Annotated in this window: 19 protein-coding genes and 10 pseudogenes; 21 read left to right on the forward strand and 8 right to left on the reverse strand. The window is 33.0% G+C overall.

Translation table 11 applies throughout. From position 1 onward, the window contains the following. Positions 1–8: 8 nt before the first annotated feature. From IGI80_RS07065 to IGI80_RS07110, 10 genes are all read left to right on the forward strand, one after another. Complete coding sequence (locus IGI80_RS07065) at positions 9–2,162, forward strand: peptide cleavage/export ABC transporter (protein WP_438723102.1); 2,154 nt, start codon at positions 9–11, stop codon at positions 2,160–2,162. Positions 2,163–2,180: 18 nt separating this feature from the next. Beyond that, positions 2,181–3,374, forward strand: a complete 1,194-nt coding sequence (locus tag IGI80_RS07070) for a bacteriocin secretion accessory protein (RefSeq protein ID WP_438723103.1) — start codon at positions 2,181–2,183, stop codon at positions 3,372–3,374. Between the two features lie 624 nt (positions 3,375–3,998). Next, positions 3,999–4,262: a hypothetical protein gene (locus IGI80_RS07075; protein WP_438723105.1), complete on the forward strand. Its 264-nt coding sequence runs from the start codon at positions 3,999–4,001 to the stop codon at positions 4,260–4,262. Positions 4,263–4,532: 270 nt separating this feature from the next. Then, positions 4,533–5,081 carry a helix-turn-helix domain-containing protein gene (locus IGI80_RS07080; protein ID WP_438723106.1) on the forward strand — a complete coding sequence of 183 codons (549 nt, stop codon included), beginning with the start codon at positions 4,533–4,535 and terminating at the stop codon, positions 5,079–5,081. A 142-nt stretch (positions 5,082–5,223) separates the two neighbouring features. After that, on the forward strand, positions 5,224–5,523 hold the full coding sequence (locus tag IGI80_RS07085; protein WP_438723107.1) for a hypothetical protein: 300 nt from the start codon (positions 5,224–5,226) through the stop codon (positions 5,521–5,523). A gap of 104 nt (positions 5,524–5,627) precedes the next feature. Then, positions 5,628–6,224: a recombinase family protein gene (locus IGI80_RS07090; protein ID WP_438723109.1), complete on the forward strand. Its 597-nt coding sequence runs from the start codon at positions 5,628–5,630 to the stop codon at positions 6,222–6,224. Positions 6,225–6,240: 16 nt separating this feature from the next. After that, positions 6,241–6,528, forward strand: a complete 288-nt coding sequence (locus IGI80_RS07095) for a hypothetical protein (RefSeq protein ID WP_010711379.1) — start codon at positions 6,241–6,243, stop codon at positions 6,526–6,528. Between the two features lie 12 nt (positions 6,529–6,540). Next, positions 6,541–6,708, forward strand: a complete 168-nt coding sequence (locus tag IGI80_RS07100; RefSeq protein ID WP_438723111.1) for a hypothetical protein — start codon at positions 6,541–6,543, stop codon at positions 6,706–6,708. A 59-nt stretch (positions 6,709–6,767) separates the two neighbouring features. Then, a complete protein-coding gene (locus tag IGI80_RS07105; RefSeq protein ID WP_438723112.1) occupies positions 6,768–6,935 on the forward strand; it encodes a UvaB protein in 168 nt (55 codons plus the stop codon). Then, a complete protein-coding gene (locus IGI80_RS07110) occupies positions 6,919–7,125 on the forward strand; it encodes a DUF6440 family protein (RefSeq protein ID WP_438723113.1) in 207 nt (68 codons plus the stop codon). The genes IGI80_RS07105 and IGI80_RS07110 overlap by 17 nt, the downstream gene beginning before the upstream one ends. 537 nt (positions 7,126–7,662) lie before the next feature. Here IGI80_RS07110 and IGI80_RS07115 read toward each other — a convergent pair. Beyond that, on the reverse strand, positions 7,663–8,208 hold the full coding sequence (locus tag IGI80_RS07115; RefSeq protein ID WP_438723114.1) for a hypothetical protein: 546 nt from the start codon (positions 8,206–8,208) through the stop codon (positions 7,663–7,665). A 44-nt stretch (positions 8,209–8,252) separates the two neighbouring features. Here IGI80_RS07115 and IGI80_RS07120 point away from each other — a divergent pair. The 5 genes and pseudogenes from IGI80_RS07120 to IGI80_RS07140 form a co-directional block, all read left to right on the forward strand. Then, positions 8,253–8,369 (forward strand): annotated as a pseudogene (locus tag IGI80_RS07120) (DNA helicase UvrB); the annotation flags it as partial. 94 nt (positions 8,370–8,463) lie between these two features. Continuing rightward, positions 8,464–8,772, forward strand: a complete 309-nt coding sequence (locus tag IGI80_RS07125; RefSeq protein WP_438723116.1) for a hypothetical protein — start codon at positions 8,464–8,466, stop codon at positions 8,770–8,772. Positions 8,773–8,887: 115 nt separating this feature from the next. After that, positions 8,888–8,959, forward strand: a pseudogene (locus IGI80_RS07130) (type VI secretion protein ImpB); the annotation flags it as partial. A gap of 877 nt (positions 8,960–9,836) precedes the next feature. After that, positions 9,837–10,865: pseudogene (gene ltrA / locus IGI80_RS07135) on the forward strand (group II intron reverse transcriptase/maturase). After that, a complete protein-coding gene (locus IGI80_RS07140; RefSeq protein WP_438723118.1) occupies positions 10,865–11,443 on the forward strand; it encodes an HNH endonuclease signature motif containing protein in 579 nt (192 codons plus the stop codon). The pseudogene ltrA and the gene IGI80_RS07140 overlap by 1 nt, the downstream one beginning before the upstream one ends. Before the next feature lie 114 nt (positions 11,444–11,557). Here the strand turns inward: IGI80_RS07140 and IGI80_RS07145 are convergent. From IGI80_RS07145 to IGI80_RS07170, 6 genes and pseudogenes are all read right to left on the reverse strand, one after another. Beyond that, a pseudogene (locus IGI80_RS07145) lies at positions 11,558–11,740 on the reverse strand (UTRA domain-containing protein); the annotation flags it as partial. Positions 11,741–11,905: 165 nt separating this feature from the next. Further along, positions 11,906–12,055: pseudogene (locus IGI80_RS07150) on the reverse strand (GntR family transcriptional regulator); the annotation flags it as partial. Positions 12,056–12,129: 74 nt separating this feature from the next. Continuing rightward, positions 12,130–13,275, reverse strand: a pseudogene (gene tnpC / locus IGI80_RS07155) (IS66 family transposase); the annotation flags it as partial. A 23-nt stretch (positions 13,276–13,298) separates the two neighbouring features. Continuing rightward, positions 13,299–13,559 (reverse strand): hypothetical protein, encoded by a 261-nt coding sequence (locus tag IGI80_RS07160; RefSeq protein WP_438723120.1) that lies wholly within the window; start codon positions 13,557–13,559, stop codon positions 13,299–13,301. Positions 13,560–13,761: 202 nt separating this feature from the next. Next, positions 13,762–14,019, reverse strand: coding sequence for an IS66 family insertion sequence element accessory protein TnpB (gene tnpB / locus IGI80_RS07165; protein WP_438723121.1), 258 nt, complete (start codon positions 14,017–14,019; stop codon positions 13,762–13,764). A 535-nt stretch (positions 14,020–14,554) separates the two neighbouring features. Continuing rightward, positions 14,555–15,451, reverse strand: a complete 897-nt coding sequence (locus IGI80_RS07170; RefSeq protein ID WP_438723122.1) for a LysR family transcriptional regulator — start codon at positions 15,449–15,451, stop codon at positions 14,555–14,557. Positions 15,452–15,599: 148 nt separating this feature from the next. Here IGI80_RS07170 and IGI80_RS07175 point away from each other — a divergent pair. From IGI80_RS07175 to IGI80_RS07200, 6 genes and pseudogenes are all read left to right on the forward strand, one after another. Beyond that, positions 15,600–16,538 (forward strand): annotated as a pseudogene (locus IGI80_RS07175) (2-dehydropantoate 2-reductase). A gap of 421 nt (positions 16,539–16,959) precedes the next feature. After that, positions 16,960–18,015: a PTS sugar transporter subunit IIC gene (locus tag IGI80_RS07180; RefSeq protein WP_438723430.1), complete on the forward strand. Its 1,056-nt coding sequence runs from the start codon at positions 16,960–16,962 to the stop codon at positions 18,013–18,015. Positions 18,016–18,047: 32 nt separating this feature from the next. Next, complete coding sequence (locus IGI80_RS07185) at positions 18,048–18,986, forward strand: 2-dehydropantoate 2-reductase (RefSeq protein WP_438723123.1); 939 nt, start codon at positions 18,048–18,050, stop codon at positions 18,984–18,986. Positions 18,987–19,334: 348 nt separating this feature from the next. After that, positions 19,335–20,175, forward strand: a pseudogene (locus IGI80_RS07190) (IS110 family transposase); the annotation flags it as partial. A gap of 90 nt (positions 20,176–20,265) precedes the next feature. Further along, positions 20,266–21,410, forward strand: a protein-coding gene (locus IGI80_RS07195) for an IS3 family transposase (RefSeq protein ID WP_438723124.1) whose coding sequence is annotated in 2 segments (ribosomal slippage) — positions 20,266–20,539 and positions 20,539–21,410 — 1,146 coding nt in all. Because the reading frame shifts where the segments join, the coding sequence is not laid out codon by codon here. A gap of 45 nt (positions 21,411–21,455) precedes the next feature. Further along, positions 21,456–21,619 (forward strand): annotated as a pseudogene (locus IGI80_RS07200) (IS110 family transposase); the annotation flags it as partial. Between the two features lie 221 nt (positions 21,620–21,840). Here the strand turns inward: IGI80_RS07200 and IGI80_RS07205 are convergent. After that, positions 21,841–21,982: pseudogene (locus tag IGI80_RS07205) on the reverse strand (IS110 family transposase); the annotation flags it as partial. Positions 21,983–22,155: the final 173 nt, after the last annotated feature.

Here is a 22,155-nt window from a genome sequence, read left to right on the forward strand (position 1 = left end):
CACAACTTATGTTTAAATCATTTACCTATGTACTACAACAAGATGAAAAAGATTGTGGCGTTGCTTGTGTCGCTATGATTTTAAAACACTATAAATCAGAAATACCAATCCATAAATTACGTGAATTATCAGGGTCAGACTTAGAAGGGACTTCTGCTTTTGGCTTAAAAAAAACATTTGAAAGAATTGGCTTTGATTCTCCTGCTATTCAAACTGGCAGTGAGGTGTGGAAAGAAAAAGAATTACCTTTACCTTTAATTGCTCATGTGATAATTGACAATAGCTATATGCACTATGTAGTTGTCCATGAAGTAAAAGGGGGGACTTTATTAATCGCTGACCCCGCCAAAGGAAAAGTAAAAAAAACAATTGAAGAGTTTTCCAAAGAGTGGACAGGTATTTTACTTTTACCAACACCAAAAGAATCGTATTCGCCTACTCGAGAAAAAGTGGCAGGCTTAAGTTCTTTTTTGCCCATTATTTGGCGCCAAAAAGGATTGGTGTTCCATATCGTTTTAGCTTCTCTCTTTATTACTCTTTTTGGTATTGGTAGTTCTTATTATTTTCAAGGACTGTTAGATTATTTTATCCCCAACCAAGCAAAGTCCACGTTAAACATTGTTTCAATTGGACTACTTTTTGTTTATTTGTTTCGTGTAGTATTCGAATATAGTCGGAGTTATCTCTTAGTTGTATTGGGTCAGCGTATGAGTATGGCCGTGATGCTTCAATACTTCAAACATGTACTCACGTTACCAATGAACTTTTTCGCAACCCGGAAATCAGGAGAAATTATCTCTCGCTTTTTAGATGCAAATAAAATTATCGATGCACTTGCCAGTGCTACTTTATCTGTTTTTTTAGATATAGGTATGGTGCTATTGGTAGGAATTACCTTGGCGATTCAAAATGGAACGTTATTCTTACTCACTTTGACTTCATTACCCTTTTATGTAGTTGCTATTCTGACTTTCGTCAAGAGCTATGAGAAAGCCAATCAAGAAGAAATGGCTGCCGGTGCTACCCTAAATTCAAGTATTATTGAAAGCTTAAAGGGTATTGAAACAATTAAAGCTTATAGTGGGGAAGAAAAAGTATATGATCGAGTAGATAGAGAATTTATCAAATTAATGAAAAAATCCTTTCGGACGGTTACCTTAGACAACGTACAACAAGGAATTAAACAGACTATTCAATTAATTAGCAGTGCACTTATTCTGTGGTTAGGTTCTTTTTACGTGATGAAAGGAAAAATTAGCCTTGGTCAGCTTATTACTTACAATGCATTATTGGTTTTCTTCACGGATCCTTTACAGAATATTATCAATTTACAAGTTAAAATGCAGACAGCGCAAGTAGCTAATAAGCGCTTAAACGAAATATTTGCAATTGAGCCAGAGAAAACAAATGATTCTTCATTCGGTGAAATTTCCAATCAAATATTCCGAGAAGGAATTGCTTTAGAGAATGTATCCTTTTCTTATAACATGAAAGCACCAACGTTAAACAATATTTCTTGCACGATACCACCTAAAAGCAAAATTGCTTTGGTAGGAGTCAGTGGTTCGGGGAAATCAACTTTGGCCAAATTGCTGGTCAATTTTTATGCTCCTTCAGAGGGAGTTATTCGTTATGGGAAGATGAATCATTTAGATATTCCGTTTCAGCAATTGCGAAAACATGTTACCTATGTTCCTCAAGAATCCTTTTTCTTCAGTGGAACGATTGTTGAAAATTTAACTTTTGGCTTACAAGAAATCCCTAGTTTTGAGCGAATTATCGAAGTTTGTGAAGCGGTTCAGTTAAGCACATTTATTGAGCAACAGCCTTTACGTTATGATACGATTTTAGAGGAAGGAGGCACTAATCTTTCTGGAGGGCAAAGACAAAGATTAGCGATTGCAAGGGCTCTTTTGAAGAATACTGATATTTTAATTTTAGATGAAGCAACAAGTGGTTTAGATACATTATTAGAGCATGCCATTCTTGACTATTTATTAACGTTAGAAGATAAAACTGTACTTTTTATTGCCCATCATTTATCAATCGCTAAAAATTGTGAGCAAATTCTAGTTCTTCATGAAGGACAACTAGTCGAACAAGGGACCCATGCTGAACTACGCTACAACCAAGGGATATATCAGCGGTTATGGGATATTTAGGAAAGGACTAGAGTATCTATGGAACAAAAAGATTGGTTGGATCAATCAAGTATTTATAGCCAACAACACCATACCTTTTATCGCTGGGTTTTATATCCAGTGATTCTTTTCCTTTGTTTAGGTGGTTTCTTTTTAGTTTTTGCAAAAAAAGAAATTGTGATTCGAACGCCTGCTCAACTGACAGCACAAAAGGTAGAAAAACTACAAGTACCAATAGAAGCAAAGATAAAAGCAAATAATCTAAAAGAAAACCAAACAGTAAAAAAGGGTGAACTATTAGTAACCTTTGATACAACCTCCTTACAAAATGAAAAAACACAAATAGAACAAGAAAATACTACTATTGAACAACAAAAGAGTGCTGCACAAATATTTATTGATAGTTTGATGAGTGAACAGAACTTGTTTGAAACAGAGGATGCCTTTGGTTACAGTAATCAAGTAAAGAGCTTTCTTGCCGAAAAAGAAGCGACGCTCTACGCTTTAAAACAAAGTGAAGTAGCGACACAAAAGGAACAAGAAACATACGATAAAGCCAAAGAACAATTAGAGAAACAGCTGACTATGCGTCAAAAAGAACAACGAGAATTAGAACAAGTACGAACGGCGTGGATTGATGAACAATCCCTAGAGGGATTTTCACCTGAAATCACTTCTAAATATCAGCTGTGGAAAGTTCAGTTAACTGACGCACCAGAAGAACAGAAGAAGCAGGTAAAAGCAACAATATTGGCCACAATTGACGAGTTGATCACTCAGAAAAAAAAGGAAATTGAACAATTGCAGGCAGAACAGGCAAAATTAGTAGTACCTAGCACGAATGAAAATGAGATAAATAGCCAAAAAGAGAAAGGAAAACAAAGTAAAGAGTTAGCTTTAGCGACAGCTAAAGAGAAAGTAGCAGAACTAACTGAGACCCAAAAGAAAAATGACATAGCGCTGAAAACAATCAATGAGCAGCTCACACAAAGTACATTGAAAGCACCGATTACGGGAACGATTCACTTAAACGCAGAAGTAGAAAATCAGCTGGAAGTTCCTAAAGGAACGACGCTTGCAGAAGTTTATCCGGAACATAAAAACTCAGAACTTAGCTTTACCGCTCTTTTACCTACTAGTGAAAGTATGAGAGTTAAATCAGGAATGGATGTTCACTTTAAGCTAGATAAAAAAGGTGTTGCCACTAAAACAATCAATGGTACGCTAAAATAAATTTCAGAAAACAGTACAACCACCGACCAAGGAACATTTTATACTATAAAAGGAATTCTAAATCCATCCAGTAATTTTACCAGTCGTTATGGTCTTACTGGTGAGTTATCCCTTATTATTGGGAAGAAAACTTATTGGCAGGAAATAAAAGATACACTTTTTAATGTAAATTAGATATGAGAGTTTACTTTTTTTGAATTGAATATTTTAAAAGATGGAGAGATAGTATGAAGAAGAAAGATTTTTTAAAACCGACCAATCTTTTAATATTTTGGAGGCTAGTGCTTTTACAATTTTGTCAAGATCTTTATTATAATGGATTTGATTTATCAAAGCAGTAGTTGTTATTGCAGGGGGCTATCTTAATTTTTTCGATAATGGTTATCTCAGAAAAATTGTACTATTGGTTTAATTAAGAAACAAAAAACTAAAAATTAGATCAAATATTTTTTGAGAAATCTAGTCAGCATTTTACCAGATGAACAGCTAATTTGTTTTTCGTTGGTTGGAGACTAAATATAGTAGATTTTATTATAGTTTAAGGAGAGAATAAATATGAAAAGTGTAGTATGAATTTATACAGTAAATACTGATGGAGTTGTGATTAGAAGCAGTGGTTCTGGTATGATGTGGATAAGCTCAAAAAAATTTCAAGACAAACTAAAAAAAGAATTACTACCAGAATGGAATCTATCCGTTATTAGTTATGATATAGCTAAAAATGATATGCCTGATGCAGATATTATTATGTACAATGAGATAGATATGGCATATCTTGATGAAAAAATAAAGAACACTGGATTGCCTGTATCATATATAGATTTACAAACAAAAAATGCTGCTAGTATAAAGAAAAAATTAGAAAAATTTGCTGAAAATAAAATATAATAATAACTAGTATGAAGTTACTAATGCAATAGAGCCAATAGGTTATACCTTGTTGGTTCTTTTCTTATGGTGATTACTGTTAGGAATTTAGTAGGTCATTCAAGTTGAGTATACTTCATTTTTGTTCCAAAAGACAGTAATTAAAATAAGACAGAATCATTCAAATAAGTATAGTTTTCTAGTCACTTTTTAGGACTGAAATAACAATTTTAATGGTCTTTTTTGTCTTTATTTACTAAAATAGAATTGAGTAAAAAAAGGAGCGATATTATGTATATTGATATTTTTTTAAAAGATTACGGTAAGACAAGATATGAAGTATCTAAAAAAACAGGGATATCAGAACAAGTTTTATCAAAAGCCAACAATAGAAATCCAGAAACTTACAGTATAAAAATAGTTGAGTCTCTTGCACAGGCTGTTGGAATTCTACCAGAACAAACTTTGAGGAAATTATTAGATATTAAAAATGAAAAAAATCTATACGTAGCTACAAATGCTAAAGAAGTTCAACAAGCACTAAATGCTAATACAGTTCAGTTTATTGTAAAGGGACCGATGAATGCGTTAGCTAAAGACATAAAACAGTCGGATGTATCTGAGGATGCTAAATTTATAGTGGATGCTGGAACATATGGGGGTGCTACGTTTGTTTCTTGGCTTATGCTTATTTTATCAAATATGTTTAAAAAAGAAGAAGAAAAATTATTGAACAATATAAGGGTTAAAATTTTTACATTTTATAATATAGAACCAATAGATTCATATAGTGCCAAGTTAACAGCTAAAGATTTTATAAATAATGATGAAAATAAGTGAAGTCAACAGATTACTGTTAGCCTGTACATGTTTATTACTATTAGATATGCTTGGTTGTAAATTTGTATTGAAGTACAATTTATTTTAAGAGTATATTTGTAATATTTTTCATAAGAAATTATTTAAGGGAGGAACAAATTTAATGAAGAAGAAAAAAATGAAAAATTTAAATTTTGTAATCTTACCATTGTTATTAGGAGTTTGTGGTTCATTAATATGGAATATACCATTTTTTGCTATTTCTGGAGCTATTTACTTTGTACTTTTAGTTTTTTTGGTTCCGTCAGTTGACTTTGCATTTACAGATTTCAATACCATACGCGTAAATCCGCACTACAGAGGAAGAAGAAAGACAATTTTATCCAATGATATATTGACATTAGTATTAGTTTTAATAGCATTAATAGTATCTGTGGTACTATCATATTTTTATTATAGATAAGAATTATAATGATAAGAGGAAATATAAGAAATCAAATATAAACCATAAGGATAGATAAATATTTATGAGGTCAAAAACTTATGTTCAGAAAAGGTGAGTGAAAATTGGCCATTTATGGGTATTCAAGAGTGAGTACTAGTAATCAAGATTACAAGACCCAAATTCGAAAATTAGAAGAAGCTGGAGCAGAAAAAATTTTTAGTGAGAAATATACAGGTACAAAAAAAGAAGGAAGAAAAGAATTAGAAGAGCTGCTTTCAATTGTAAAAGCTGGAGATAAAGTTTTGGAGCCAAAAATTGATCGCTTGGTCAGAAGTATCGTTGATTTAAATTCAATTATTTCTACATTAAATCATGAAGGTGTGACTATTTCTTTTTTAGATGATCACTTAACGTTTGAACCTGATAAGAAGGACTCTATGCAAACGTTAATGATGAATATTCTGGGTAGCTTTGCGCAATTTGAAAGAGATTTAATCGTGACGAGAACGCAAGAAGGGAAACAGTGGCATCGAGCGAACAATAAAAATTATCGAGAAGGACGTCCGAAAAGAGTTCTAAATGATAAATACAAACATGCACTAGAGTTAATGGAAACAAACAGCATGCGAGAAGTGGAAAGAAAAACAGGTATTTCTTTATCTACTCTCAAACGAATTAAGAAACAAGCAAAGGAAGAACAGTTACTTAGTGAGAAATAATTCAGGAGTAGTTATAATGGAAAATAGAGAGAAAATTATTCAGTTGTTGAAAAATCCTTTAGTAACAGGTTATGGGATTGAGATAATGTCAAATGGGCGACTTTATTCAGCAAACTTCCAAAGATATAAGAATCGAGTAAAGAAAGAAGAGAACCCATTGATTATTTTTGAGAGCATGACAGAAAAGGTTGAACAGGTATTTTTAGAATTAGCTGAAGAAGTCATACGAACGAACCCTAAAACAAAACAAGAATTCAAGGAAATGATTAAAGAATATAGTTATAAGGAGGATAACAAATGGTAGTTCGAAAAACATATGATCATTGGGGGATCGAAATCAGCACATGGAACAAAAGACGCCGTTTTAGTGATCGTAATATTCATTATCTTAATTTTGACGGTACTGTTTCGTTGGTCAGCTTTAGAATTTGTCTTTTCTTCAGGTGCAGTAGGAATTGCTTTTTTTGACGGAAATATGAAATAAGACAAAAGGATAGTAGATAGGCAAAACAAAAAAAGTGAGAAGCAGTAATGAGAATATTTATGCCAGTTAATAAAAATGGTTTACCTTTTTATCTCGATAGAAAATTAGATGTAATACGCTTTGGAGTTGATCCAGATAATCATGTGAAAGAACAACAACTTTTTAAATCTCCGGTTAAAACGGAGAAGCCAAATAAAAAAGAACGTTTCATTGAAAAAAGAAAGTGAATCTTTAACTCAATTAGGATATAAAATTGTAGTTGATACAGTTACTGGTGTTAATTATTTAGAGAGCCCTAGAGGAGGAATTACCCCCTTGCTTGATGAAACTGGTGTAATTGTGATTGACAGTTCTAAAAATATTATTTTTTTTACTTATTCTTGTTGGTTATCTGTTTCAGGCAAGAAGATTTGTTGATATTGGGTGGTCTAAATATTGCGCATTATTAGGCTTTATTTCACTAGTTGGAATTATACCTACTGGAATTTGTCTAATAAAACTATGACAATAAGAAGCGTTATATGCTTCTTGAAAAAATGCATTCCAAGAAGGTTTATGAAATGCTACAGCTGACCATATACCTTTAAAGAATATAAATTACATCAAGGGAATCTTGTTAATTATCATTATAGAAATTAAAAGGAGTTAAAAATTTCTGAGTCAAGCGTATGTCATTCGTTTGAATTGTTTGTTTATTGGTTTTAAGATATGATAAACTACTTCTAATAAATAACCTATCAAAAAGGAGCTACCTGACTATAAAAAATGATTTATTCAAAATGATATTTTTTTCGATTGGTGTGTTTTTTGTGAAGATACTTCTTGATTCATTTGAAACTCCTTTAAAAAATAGTTTAACGCTGTTTGATTGCATTCTTCTTGTGATTATCTTATTCCTTCTAACAAAAATAAAAAAACTGCACTTGTAATTAAGTGCAGTTTTTTTATTTTTTGTTAGAAGTCTCGGCCTCCACCACCAAAACCATATCCTGCACGCCAGCCATTTGCTTCACAAAAACTTTTAAATGGCGCGTAATTACCACCCATTTTATTACAAGCGCCTTTCATACCATATTTAGCAACGGCACCTGATACCGCAGTTAACGCTCCTACACCAATAGCTTTTAAAGCAATAACAAGAAATGCTGGTAAAGCTCTTTTCTGTCTACTAGGAGAGGTGAAGTTATACTCTCCAAATTTCAAAGTTTCATTCAAAGCATTTTCGTCGTTATTGATATAATTAATCCATTCTTTTAAATTATTAATTTGGAAGTCTGTTAAATTCTGTTCTTTAGCAATACCCTCGTCGATGAAGAACTTTACATTTTCTTCGTCATAAAAAATTGCTTCTCCAGTAGCTTTTTCTAATTGAGTTAAGTCTTCTTCGTTATTTTCAGTAGCATACACATTAGTACCAGCTGAAATAAAAATCCCTAGAATCATTACTAGAGTCATTGCTAAACAAAAAAGCTTAGAAGTTTTAAAACCTTGTAAAGTCATACATAAATTCCTACTTTCTTTTTTATTTATTAATGATTATAGCAATGCTTAAGGTAGATTATTATCAAAATCCCTATTTAACGTTTATCCTAAAAGGCCTTATCTTAGTGATCGCTATATTTGTTATCTTAATTTTGACTGTAATGTTTCGCTGGTCGGATTAAGAATTTATATTTTCTTTAGCTACAGTAGGGATTGTTATTTTCCGGAAATATGAAATAGGATAAGTAATATTCTGAAAAGGAGGGTTTCCGGGTGAAAATTATCGAACCGATTCGTGAAATAAATCAAATAAATGCAAGGAGGTTTATACATGAAAAAAATATTCTAGAAAAATATGGAGCTACTAAAAACAAAGGAGAAGATTTTTTACATTGGTTATTGGTTAGGAAATTGAACACCTTTGGAAAAGTAGTTATCGCGATTATATTATGGCTTTTGTGGTTAAAATACGCATTCAATCTAGTATTCATGGTAAACTTTCTAAAAGTAATAGTATTGATTACAATTGTTTACTGGCTGGTTGATATCTACTTGCGCGTTAAAAACAAACTAAAAAAATAATAACTGTAGATTTCTTAGCTACTTTAAATTCAAAATAATTCGGAAAACTGAAATTTTGTTGTTACAAAACAGAATGTTAGTTCGTATAATGTAACTCGAAAGGACGGTTTTTTGCATGAAATTTGATTATTCCAAAGAACCCCAGAGAGATGTTCTATGTATCGATGTAAAATCCTTTTACGGTGCGAAACGTTCCTAACTGAAAAGGTTAGGAACACAAGTTCTTCTTGTGGAGAACTGATGATTTGAGGAGTGAAATGATGGCGTAACGTCCTGAAGCGTTCCCTCTGATACTCCGATTGGCAATTCTCTTGGTTAGAATAAGAATTGTCAAGAGCTCGGTAAAGTCGGCTGAGAGTTACCGCAGTTGCATTGCTGCAATCGAAAGCTGTCCAGCGGTGGATAGTGTAACCTATAGGCCGGGAATCCACAAATTACTCATGGTGAGAATGAGCAATTGCACTGATAAACTCGCGAATGTACGAATCGTAGATATGAATAACCGTGCAGTGTTATAGGCACTGGAAAGTCGCAGGTTCAGAGTGAACACCTAAAAGTAAATGTATGGATAAAATCATTGGAACGTTGAAAGCTAGTCACGTGGAGGACTAACCTCCTTTGAAGCGGTTGAGACGAAGAATAATAAGCTCATTTATACTAGTGAGAGTAGTGGCACAGTACCTATGAAGCAGTGATAACAAGCTGTGGAGGGATAGCCACGAGTCAATTAGTTTTACTAACAGTTATGATGCAATCCATAGAATCGAGTATGACAAAATAAACACCGACATCCGAAGGGAGGCGGTGCTATGGAAAACGTATCAGCATCACATTCAATCCGTCATATGGAATACTATGGCATGATTGACAACTTTGACAATCTATACAAAGAAAGTAGTGATAATCACGTTTTCAATAACCTTATGGAGATTGTAACTTCGTCGAATAATCTCTTACTAGCGTATAGAAATGTTAAAGGAAACTCTGGAAGTATGTCTCTAGGCGTTGATAACAAAAATATTGATGATTTAAAAGAAATACCTAATGTGGACTTTATCAAAATCATGCAAACAAAATTCTCAGAATACAAACCACAACCAGTTAAAAGAGTAGAAATCCCAAAACCGAACGGGAAAACTCGTCCACTTGGTATCCCTACTATCTGGGACAGAATCGTACAACAATGTCTATTACAAGTCTTAGAACCTGTTATGGAAGCAAAATTCCATGAAAAGAATTATGGTTTCCGACCTAATCGATCGGCGCACCATGCGTTCGCTCAAGCAGTACGATTAGCACAAGTGTCTAAGCTTACTTATGTAATAGACATTGATATTGAAGAATTCTTTGACAATGTAAACCATTCAAAGCTTATCAAACAGCTCTGGACGTTAGGAATTCAAGATAAGTGGTTTCTAGGTGTTATTAGAGCAATGTTCAAAGCGCCTATCATTCATAAAGATGGTCGAATTGAGCACCCCAAGAAAGGAACTACGTAAGGCGGGATACTTTCCTCACTCCTCGCAAACGTTGTACTAAATGAACTAGACTGGTGGATATCTTCACAGTGGGAAACCCATCCTACAAGGCATAATTATGATGTTTATCGTGCCAATAAAGGTTACTGGGACAAAGGAAATAAATATCGAGAGTTGCGTGGTTCGGAACTAAAAGAGATTTATATCGTAAGATATGCCGATGACTTCAAAATCTTTTGTAGAAAACGTAGCGATGCAGACAGTATATTTATAACCACCAAATTGTGGCTAAAGGAACGTCTGAAACTCGATGTTAGTACAGAAAAATCAAAAGTAGTTAATCTGAAAAAACAGGAATCTGAATTCCTCGGTTTTACTATGAAGTTAGTTCGCAAAAGAAAGACCTTTGTCATAGAAACGCACATGTGCCCTAAAGCCATGAAAAAAGTATCTGACAATCTAGCAAAACAAATAAAGGTAATTCAACACACCCCCACCAAAGATGAGTTGCAAAAACAGCTAGTTAAGTACAACTCGATGGTGATAGGGATCCATCAATATTATAAAAAGGCTACCCACATAGTGTGGATTGCCCGAAAATTAATCAACGTATAATGATTATCATCAAAAATCGATTGGATGTTAAGAAAACAGGACAGCCACCTAGTGATTTCGTTAAGAAAAACTATGCACGTTTGAAGCAGTTAAGATGGATTAATGGCTATCCTATGATTCCTTTAGGATTCGTTAAACACAGCCATACGTCATTACCAAAAATGGGAACCTGCAAGTACACGCCCGAAGGACGTGTGCTAATACACAAGTATCTTACCTTTCCAATTGATATTATCAGTCAACTTATGAATATGAATAACCCTGACGAAAGTATTGAATTTAAGGATAATCGTGTCTCTAAGTACTCGTCACAACGAGGCAGATGCCGAGTAACAAAAGAGTTCTTGGAGCTTGCAGATATTTACTGTCACCGTATTATACCTAAAAGTCTTGGTGGAAAGGATAACTTCCAAAACTTAGTTATCATTCATCGGAACATTCATCAACTTATTCATGAAGAGGACAGTATGAGCGCCTCAATCCTTGTAAGAAAAATGAGAATTACACGCGCTCAACTTGAGATAATCAACCAGTTTCGAAAAAAATCTAAAAATTGTGAATTGTCGCTGAATCTATAACTGTATGATAGATGTTAGTAGACATTGATGGAACGCCGTATGCGGTGAAAATCGCACGTACGGTGTGGAGCGGGGGAAAATCTGGAGATTACATCAAAAGATTACCTATAGCTATCATTTTAAAACTGATTTCCCTTGAGATATTTTTAATATATCCGCATCTTGTTGGTTAATTTCAATTGCAGTAAAATTTTCGTAAGCAATTTTAGGATAAATACCATATTTTTTATCAATATAATCATACAGGTTACTTTCAATAATTTTATTGACATTGAAGTCTTTAAATAAAGATTTTGGTAAGTATGTTTCTTATATCAATAAAGGCTTTTTATCAATAATTCTTAATCTTTTAATATAATAGAAGGATGTATATTTTTCATCGAATACACTTTCTAGTTCGCTTGTTAATTTGACAATATGAAAATCTAATAACTCATTGGAAACCTTATAACCAGAATTTTTTTAAATTTTTGATAAACTATTTTGAGATGTAAGGTTAATATTAGTCTTTTCAATATTCGATATAAAGGTACCGTTTCCTTGGATTCTTGTTACTAAACCAATTCTTTGTAAATAGTCTAAAGAGTTTCTTATTGTTGATCTACTAACATTATATTTTTTTGTAAATCTCGTTCAGAAGGTAATTTTGAATTTGGTGGTAAATAAAAAAAGTCTTTTTTATTTTTTCAGAAATATTCATAATATTTGGTAAGATTGATGTCATTTTCTTTAGCTGTTTCAACTAAACTATACACAATACTATTCGCAATTGCTCCATGTGTACTTGTTGAAAAATTCCAGTTCTTTCTACCGATAGTTGTCGGACGAATGCTGTGTTCGGCAAGATTATTTGAAGTTGCGCACCGACCCTCACATAAGAAATTCATCAAGCTAGTTCGGTTATTGATGGCATAGCCGACGGCTTTTCCTAGCTTAGAACCGTTAAGTACGTGAAAGGAGCTAATCCATTGCCAAAAATTATCTAGAATTAGTTTTAATTTCACGTTTCTAATCTGAAATTTCTCCTCTGGTGAAAGCGATTGAATATCTCGTTCAATTTGGAAAAGAGCATTACAAAATGCCACATCTTGATATGCCTTAGAAGACTTGATAGTTGTCCCTTTTGCCTCAACGAACTTTTTTCTAACATGCGCCCAACACTTCACTAATGTCATATTTTCTAATGTTCCATAAGCACTGTAAGTATCATAGTGAAGAAATCCTTTAAATCCACGCAAAAATGTTTGTGCTACAGTGCTACTACAAGTTAGATCATGCTGAAAAAGGATGATTGGATGTTTTGACTGTTCAATTGTTCTAAATAACCAATAATACGTTATCTGTTTATCGCTTGAAAGAACTTTATAGTAGGTTTCATCTGCGTGAAGGAGTTCTTCTGCTAAAAGATGTTCCTTTAGTTTTTGCCAAGTTGGTTTCAACCATTTTTCGGTACTAATGATAAACCAATTGGCAAAGGTTCTTCTTGGCACCTTTAACCCATAATTTAGCCATTCTTTTTCTTGACGATGAAAAGGAAGGCTTAGTTCAATATTTTGATGGAGTAGTTGTGCCAACACCGACGGTGATGTTAGACTATGAGTGATTGGCTGTTTTGGAACCGAAGCTTTCTTGATGGCATCTTCTCTGTCACTTTTACAAGTTGGGAATTCATAGGCGTGTTGATAATAGACTTTCTTATACATAGTCGCAGGAACGAAAACAACTTCCTCGTGTACATAGGACTTTCTGATATGGCATAGTTCACTATTACACCAATAACAAAAACAATCTGCTCCATTCAATTTACAGTGAATTTCTTTTATGGGTAAATATTTAGTAAGTGTTGCCTTATATCCTACACGTTTTTTCGTTTATATTGAATTTCCTCGACTATGTTTTTTTCTACAGTTATCTCTGTTGTCTTAAAAGACTCATCATCTTGGAACAAATCTAGTTGACTTTCAAGGTCAACACTTTTTTCCGAGGAGCGACCCAAAAGTTTTTTAGTTAGGTAAACGACTTGTTCGCGAAGTAAGCGAAGTTCATTTGCCTGAGCTTCAACTTGAGCTAACAATGCATCGTTATTTTTCATCAATTGCTTTTCTAATTCAGTCACATGATACACTTCTTTTCCATCTATTTATTCGGTTATTGTTATATCATTTTTTGTTGTAAAAAACAGTTAAAATCCAATGATACAAAGGGCTTTAACTGTTTTATTTATGATAAAAATTCAGGTTTTGCGACCTCAATTTTTTGTTTCTGTTCAATTGATAAACCTTACAATAGCCAGCACATTTGTTGTTCAGTCAGCGTTTTCACTTCAGAACGCTTTCTGGGCCAACGTAAGTTCCCATTTTCAAATCTCTTATAGAGGAGAAGAAAACCATCGCCTCCCAATACAATGCTTTAAATCGGTCAAGACGCCCACCACAAAATAAGAAGAGGACGTCTGAATAGGCATCAAGTGCGTATTGATCCATAATAATGGCGGCTAAGCCATCAATGCTACGGCGCATATCGGTCTTTCCGCAAACAATATAGATGTATTTCACTTTTGTATAATCAACGATCATAGATAGCCAACTCTTTAAGAACAGTGTACAAAAGATATTTGTCACACACAGTCATTATAGAAGGTAATGTCTAGGTTATTAAGTTTTAGTCGCAAAGCGATCTTCGGTTTGGTTGAATGAGGCTGAATTGCTTCGTTTCGATTTGCTTTATTTGGTTGGATGTTTGCTGGAACGATATCCTGTATTTTAGCCATAATGAAGTTTCCTTTCTTTTTTAAGTACCTTGAAAATAAACAGAGATTACTTTTTACGGAATATACTTGATTACTTCCTGCTTACGCCTGAAGTATGTTAGTTAGCTAATTAGTTATTTTATAGTATCTAAAATCACCTGCAATTTTTGGGGTTTATTAGGTATATGTTTCCTCTTGTTTTTTATGATGACCTATTCCATTTTGTTTTCACACTATCATTTCTTGGTTTGTTTTGCCAATCGCAGTTGGTTTATTATCCAAAATAGTATTTTAGAAAATGTTAAAATTATACGATAGTAGCGTAGTATTTAATTATCAAGGATAAAAAAACATCGAGATTATTAATTGTTCTTAATAATCTCGATGAAATCTTTAATATCTTTTGTGACGTGATAGTCTTTTCTTAAAGCAATTCCTATTGGGAAATAATCATATTTATCTCTTAAAGGAATCCATCTAACGTTATCGCTCTTACCAACTTCTTTGTATTCAATTGGTAGGATACAGATAGACTCATTTTTATTGACACTATGAAGTAAAACTTGTAAATCATCATTATGGAGTACGATATTGGGTTTATAACCACAATCAGCAGCTCGATCAATGAGTAGTCTTCCTAACATGAAGTTAGTTGTAAGTGAAGAGAAACGTTGACCTTCTAGATCTTTGAAGGTGAGTTCTTTTTTTTGCGATAGAGGATTGTCTTCTGGTACAACAACATAAACATGGTAGCCTTTTGTTGATGTTCCAAGAGCCTCAATAGAAATTGATTCTGGATAAATATTTGGAAATGAAATTAAACCAATATCTAATTCATCTTGGTTAAGTAACCCTTGTAAATGAGGAGAACCATCTTGCTTGATGACTAAATCAACATGTGGATGGGTTGCTAGGTACTGAGATATTTCTTGCATGAATTGTACAGAAAATAGTGTTGTAATACCTAGTTTGATTTTTTTCTTTTTTTCTGTAGAAGTTTCATTCATATTATGGATATCTGAAATTAGTTGATCAAATTGTTCAACTATTTGTTGGCCTTCTTCATATAAATACACGCCAGTATTAGTTAGCTGGAAGGGAGTATCTGTATGGGTAAAAAGAGACGTTCGTAACTCACTTTCCATTTTTTTTAATGCTAATGATAAAGTTGGTTGCGTTACAAAAAGGTTACGAGCTGCAGATGATAAATTTTTTGTATTTGCAATTTCAATAAAATATTTAAGCTGTTGAATATTCATAAAATCACCTTGTCCATTCTTATTATGAAAAGATTATTTTGTCGTTTTTTTAATTGTCTCTAATCTCTATTTTACCATATAAATAAAGGGTTTTACATTATTTTTAATATTACTATTATTTAATAAAAAAATTAGGAGAGTGTATTGTATGAAATTTATTATTACAGGTGCAGGAGCTATGGGAAGTCGTTTTGGATTAATGTTACATCAAGCAAAAAATGATGTGATTTTAATTGATGGATGTCAAGAACATATTGACTTAATTAAGCAAAATGGCTTGAAAGCTAATTTTAATGGTGAAGAAGTAGTAGAAAACATTTCAAATTATCATCAAAATGATGTTTCTTCAGTAGATTTTTCTGCTGATTTAGTTATTTTATTTATAAAAGCAATGTAATTAGATGGTATGATGCAATCTATTAATAATATGGTTGGTGAAAATACAAAAGTTCTCTGTCTATTAAATGGTATTGGTCATGAAGATGTGATTAAAAAATATGTACCATTAAGCAATATTATTCTAGGAAATACAATGTGGACAGCTGGACTTGAAGGACCAGGTAAAGCAAAATTATTTGGAAATGGTTCGATTGATCTACAAAATCTAGGTACTGACAGCAAGGAAGCAGCTGAAGAAGTAATTAAAGTATCAAATGTTGCTAATTTAAATGCTAAATACTCAAATAATATTTTATCTTCTATTTATAAAAAAGCATGTGTTAATGGAACTATGAACGGCTTATGTACTATTTTAGATTCAAATATGGCAGGCTTTGGTGAAGCAGATGTTGCTGATGATATTGTAGAATCAATTGTTTCTGAATTTGCCGCTGTTGCTGAAAAAGAAAATGCTGCTTTAAACGTACCAGAAGTTTTAGCACAAATTAAAACTTGTTATAACAGAGAAACAATAGGTTTACATCATCCTTCAATGTATCAAGACTTAATCATTAACAATCGATTAACAGAAATTGACTACATCAATGGTGCAATTGTCAGAAAAGGAAAATAGTATGGTATTGAAACACCTTATTGCTCATTCTTAACGCAATTAGTTCATACGAAAGAGCAAATTTTAGGAGCGTAATAAAACAATATTAATAGACTAACAATTATTTTGTTAATCTCTTTTTTTAATGTTAAAATCTTTTTTCTACTTGTTTTATTTTGAACTTGAAATAAAAAATAAGAATGGTATACTTTTATGAACATTAAAAATTGATTAAAATTTCACAGTGAAATTAATTATAAAAAAAACAAACATTGTTTTAACAGTGTTTTCATGAAGGTATTAAAAAAAACAATAGCGCCATTAATTTTATTTATTTGTATATTTTTTCACATATAGATATAGTATGTGTGTAGCAAGTAATAGTTAATGAAATGAGGGGTAAGAAGAGTTTTAATATTTTTTGTTAAAGGTTTTTTCATTAATTTATATCAGTAAGTGAAAAAAATCAATTAGTTAATGGCATAAAAAACTGATGAAATAAGATAGGGGAATGAAAATGGTAGATCAAAATTCAAGTAATAACAAAATTTCAGTGAAAGTTTTTTTCAATAAATTATTAGCAGGTACAGCGCAAGGAACAATCATTGCATTAATTCCAAATGCTGTATTAGGAGCTATTCTTAAATATTTTGCAGATGTAACTATTATTCAACAAATTATTCATGCAGCACTTATTTTTCAAGTAGCAACACCTTTAATTATTGCAGCACTTATTGCGAAACAATTTGATTTAACACCACCAAAAATGATGATGGTAGGTGGAGCAGCATTCGCTGGATCAGGAGTTATTAAATTTAACCCAGAAGTTGGTGGATTTGTTGCTGCGGGTACAGGTGATATTATTAACATCATGTTAACTGCTTCAATTGCTGTTTTAATGATGATGTGGATTGATAATAAGTTTGGCTCTGTAGAAATTATTGCCTTACCAATCGTTGTAGGTATAGGAGCTGGTGTTCTTGGGATGCTTGCTTATCCATATGTGACTCAAATAACAGTTGCTATTGGTAATGTGATTAACAACTTTACAGAATTCCAACCAGTTGTGATGAGTATTTTAATTGCTTGTTCGTTTGCGATGTTAATTATTTCTCCAATTACAACAGTAGGTATTGGTTTAGCGATTCAATTAAATGGTGTTTCAGCAGGAGCTGCTGCCATGGGAATTGCTGCTACAACTGTAGTGTTAGTTATTAATTCTTGGAAAGTAAATGAATCAGGTGTAACCTTAGCAGTCGCTTTAGGTGGTATGAAAATGATGATGCCTAACCTTTTTAAATACCCAATCATCTTATTACCAATTTTAGTAACAGCAACTATTTCAGCTATTCCAGTTTCATTATTTAATATCTCAGGTACACCAAACTCAGCAGGATTCGGCTTAGTAGGTTTAGTTGGACCTCTTGCTTCATTAGATGCTGGATTAAACTTTGTCTTATTAATTATTTGTTGGTTTGTCGTACCAATTGCGGCAGGTTTACTTTCAAAAGTAATTTTTGAAAAAATGTTTAAAGTATATGACAGCAGTATCGTTTTTAAATATCAAGGATAAAAAAATATAAAAAAATTAGGAGTGTCAGATAGATGAATATTATTATTGCAGGCGCAGGAGCTATGGGAAGTCGTTTTGGATACATGTTACATAAAACAGGTAATGAAGTTGTATTAGTAGATGGATGGCCAGATCATATTGAAGAAATTAGAACAAATGGTTTACAAGGAACATTTAATGGTGAAGAAATTAAAGAAAAAATGACTATCTATAATCAAAATGAATTAAGTGACGTTCAATTTTCAGCTGATTTAGTTATTTTATTTACAAAAGCAATGCAACTTAATAACATGATGAATTCTTTAAAAGATATGGTGGGAGAAAAGACTCAAGTTCTTTGTTTACTAAATGGTATTGGGCACGAAGATGTTGTTAAAAAATATGTTCCAGAAAGCAATATTTTATTAGGTAATACAATGTGGACTGCTGGTTTAGAAGGTCCTGGACATGTGAAATTATTTGGTAATGGCTCATTAGAGTTACAAAGCTTAGGTAATGATGAAACAACTGCTCAAGAAGTAATTGAAGTCTTAAATAAAGCAGAATTAAATGCCAAATACTCACAACATATTAGAACTTCAATTTATAAAAAAGCATGTGTTAACGGAACTATGAATGGTCTATGTACTATTTTAGATTCAAACATGGCAGGTTTTGGTGAAACTGATGTTGCTGATAGTATAGTAGAAACAATTGTTAATGAATTTGCTACTGTTGGAAAACATGAAGGTGTTGAATTAGATATTCCAGAAGTTCTAGCACAAATTAAAACATGTTATAAACGTGAAACAATTGGCTTACACCACCCATCAATGTATCAAGATTTAATCGTAAGTAACCGATTAACAGAAATTGATTACATTAATGGAGCTATCGCTAGAAAAGGTAAAATGTTCGGAGTAGAAACACCTTACTGTACATTCTTAACACAATTAGTACATGCAAAAGAACAAATATTAGGTGCGAAGTAATATAATCTATCTGAAGAGGCTGTGACATAACTGCTTTAAAAAACAAAATAAAATCCACGTAAATTGAAAGATCATTGAGATTTTCATTTTCCGTGGATTTTTGTGGCTCTTTTTTATTTGTTGTTATTCTAATCATGAGAATAGCTCCATACACTACAATTCACGGGGAGGTGAGTAAGTGTGTGTTTTACATGCAACCTCGCATTTTTATATGTGTAGTTCGGCACTTCAAGCACAACTAAATATGACTTTGAGCATGAAAGCTTATCTTTGCGTAAACGACTAGTTTATAGAGTGCCTTACAGTCCCTGTGGTGCGACTCTCAAATTTGATTTGGAGATGTATCTGATGCTAAAAATCGTCTATCCAAATTGCTGTGGGATTGACGTGCATAAAACTTTTGTGTTGGCGGTTATCGCCATAACAGACGAACATGGAGTTACGCAATATTTTCGCCATCGCTTCTCAACTTTCACAAAAGGGTTGGGAGAGCTGAAACAGTGGTTAGAATATTATTTTTGTACGGACATCTGTATGGAGTCAACGGGTAAATATTGGACTCCTATTTACAATTTCCTGGAAGATTCTTGTTCTATTTGTCTTGCTCATCCTAAATATGTCAAAGCGATTCGTGATAAAAAACAGATAAAAGAGACGCCAAATGGATTGCTGACTTATCCAAACACGATTTAGTTGCTGGAAGTTTCATACCTCCACTTCCTATTCGTGAGTTACGTGATCTTGTCCGTTATCATTTCAAATTAACGAATTTTTGTTCTAGCGAAGCCAATCGGATTCAAAATTCTTTAACTGTTTCTAATATCATGCTTTTTAGTGTTTTATCCGATGTTCTCGGAGTAAGTGGCAGTCGAATTATTGATGCCATCCTGGAAAAGTCTACCGATGAAATTGATTTACCTGCTTTAATACATGGCAGTTTAAAGTCAAAATTATCTGATTTAGAATTAGCTATTGACGGTAAAATTATACCGGAACAAGCGATTAAAATTCGTATCATTAAATCTCATTACGATGCACTGAGTCTTTGTAAATCTGATCTTGAAAAATTAATCATTGAAGTTGCTAAAGAATTTAGGGCAGAACAAGAACTTATTCAAACTGTTCCTGGATTGGTTTAACGCCAACAAATAATGAAAGTGCCAATAAGAAAAAATCCGTTAGGATTTCTTGAACTGACCCAATAAACTGAGACAAAATAAAAAAAGCACCTCTTGTTGAATTCACGTTAAAATGAATTTAACTAGGAGGTGCTTTTTCAATGGGAAATCGAGTGTCTTATCCGATCCACATCAAAGAAATGGCTATACAGATGAAAAAAGAGAATATTCCTGTAAAAACGATTATGGAAGAATTAGGCATTAAAAACAAAACACAAATTGAAACATGGTGGCGTTGGTACCGTAATGGCGAGAATCATCGTCTGGTTCAACCCGTTGGAAAACAATATGCTTATGGTAAAGGTCCAGAAATTCTATCAAATGAACAACAGCTTAGAAATGAAAATAACTATTTAAAAATGCATATTGAGGTGCTAAAAAAGTACAAAGAATTGGAAAGGACGTGGAGCCAGAAATATTTGTAGAATTAGTTAAAAAAATGAAAGGAAAAATAACCATTACTGCATTGTGTCAACTTTTCGGCGTTTCGCGAGCTACTTATTATCGTTGGACTCATCGAAAAGACGTGGGAAAGTTAACACCTCTTGAAGAAGCCGTTCGTCGACTTTGCTTCCAGCATAAGTTTCGATATGGCTATCGAAAGATTACTGCGTTGATTAATCAGGAATACAAAGTAAACAAAAACACCGTACAAAAGATTATGCAGAAATATCATTGGAATTGTCGCGTGAAAATGAAGAAACGCAGTAAAGTGGGACAACCTTACACGGTTGTCGAGAACAAGCTAAATAGACAATTTTCTTCAGACGCTCCTTTAAAGAAATTGGTAACAGATATTACTTATCTGCCTTTTGGTCAAAAGCAATTGTATTTGTCTTCAATTATGGATTTATACAATGGTGAAATTATTGCCTATACCATCGGTGATAAGCAAGATACGGCTTTTGTTCTGGATACACTTGATCAATTGCCCCAAACAACGGATTGTCTATTGCATAGTGATCAGGGCTCTGTTTATACTTCTTTTGACTACCAGAATCAAATAAAAACAAAAGGCATTACCATGAGTATGTCCCGCAAAGGGACACCTTCAGATAATGCCTGCATCGAATCGTTTCATGCCTCACTAAAGTCTGAAACGTTCTACTTAGATGGGCTCACAAATGAACCTACATCTATTGTAATAGAAATTGTAAAAAAATACATTACTTATTATAATGAAAGTCGAATTCAACAAAAACTAGACTACCAATCGCCGATAGACTATCGGAAATCAGCAGTCTAGGAAGATGCTTTTTTATTCCTGTCTCACAATCTTAGGTCAGTTCCTTCTAAAGTTGACCAATACCTTAGACCTCTTTTAGTTCATATTGCCAATGGCATCGTATAAAGTGAAAAATATCCAGAGCGTCGTAATAAATATTTTCAGCTAAAAAAACGTAGAGGACATAAGAAAGCAAATTACGGCTATTGCACAGCGACTATTGACAGCTATTTATCACGCTCTCCTAAAAAAGCGATCCTTATGACACATCTTATTATTCAATTAAAGGTATCCAATTAAGCAGAACAATGATAGTTAACGAAGCCGTCTCATTTGCTAAAAGTCACGGTTTTATTGTCTCTTAAAAAATTTTTTAGAGATAAAACCTTTATTTGGTATACTCTTTTTTAAAAGAACTGCTTGTTAAAACCATTGAGGTTTATTTTCAAGCTTTCAGCTCTTTCAACAAGTTCGTGAACGTTGAAAATCGGCGGCGTGTGTATTGAGTAATTCCCTCACTGTCAGTGATTGCGATAACGAACCGTTTTGTGGACATCAATGTCATAATAATTGGGGTACACGATTTTTAACATCGTGATGAACTCCTTTCAATGGATTAGAAGAAGGCCTGTACATTGACTGCAAGGCTCTACACAAACGAGTCATTTATCCTAAAATAAGTTTATGTGCTCAAAGCCACAGTTAGTTGTGTTTGAAGAGCCAAGCTACACATATAAGCATACAAGGCCGAAAAGTGGGTCTTCGC

This window comes from Enterococcus sp. DIV1420a (genome assembly GCF_051712165.1).
Lineage (GTDB): Bacteria > Bacillota > Bacilli > Lactobacillales > Enterococcaceae > Enterococcus > Enterococcus faecalis.

Coding starts and splice junctions, on each gene's coding strand:
- IGI80_RS07065 (WP_438723102.1), top strand. CDS start 9: ATGTTTAAATCATTTACCTATGTACTACAACAAGATGAAAAAGATTGT.
- IGI80_RS07070 (WP_438723103.1), top strand. CDS start 2,181: ATGGAACAAAAAGATTGGTTGGATCAATCAAGTATTTATAGCCAACAA.
- IGI80_RS07075 (WP_438723105.1), top strand. CDS start 3,999: ATGATGTGGATAAGCTCAAAAAAATTTCAAGACAAACTAAAAAAAGAA.
- IGI80_RS07080 (WP_438723106.1), top strand. CDS start 4,533: ATGTATATTGATATTTTTTTAAAAGATTACGGTAAGACAAGATATGAA.
- IGI80_RS07085 (WP_438723107.1), top strand. CDS start 5,224: ATGAAGAAGAAAAAAATGAAAAATTTAAATTTTGTAATCTTACCATTG.
- IGI80_RS07095 (WP_010711379.1), top strand. CDS start 6,241: ATGGAAAATAGAGAGAAAATTATTCAGTTGTTGAAAAATCCTTTAGTA.
- IGI80_RS07100 (WP_438723111.1), top strand. CDS start 6,541: ATGATCATTGGGGGATCGAAATCAGCACATGGAACAAAAGACGCCGTT.
- IGI80_RS07105 (WP_438723112.1), top strand. CDS start 6,768: ATGCCAGTTAATAAAAATGGTTTACCTTTTTATCTCGATAGAAAATTA.
- IGI80_RS07115 (WP_438723114.1), bottom strand. CDS start 8,208: ATGACTTTACAAGGTTTTAAAACTTCTAAGCTTTTTTGTTTAGCAATG.
- IGI80_RS07140 (WP_438723118.1), top strand. CDS start 10,865: ATGATTATCATCAAAAATCGATTGGATGTTAAGAAAACAGGACAGCCA.
- tnpB (WP_438723121.1), bottom strand. CDS start 14,019: ATGATCGTTGATTATACAAAAGTGAAATACATCTATATTGTTTGCGGA.
- IGI80_RS07170 (WP_438723122.1), bottom strand. CDS start 15,451: ATGAATATTCAACAGCTTAAATATTTTATTGAAATTGCAAATACAAAA.
- IGI80_RS07180 (WP_438723430.1), top strand. CDS start 16,960: ATGGTAGATCAAAATTCAAGTAATAACAAAATTTCAGTGAAAGTTTTT.
- IGI80_RS07185 (WP_438723123.1), top strand. CDS start 18,048: ATGAATATTATTATTGCAGGCGCAGGAGCTATGGGAAGTCGTTTTGGA.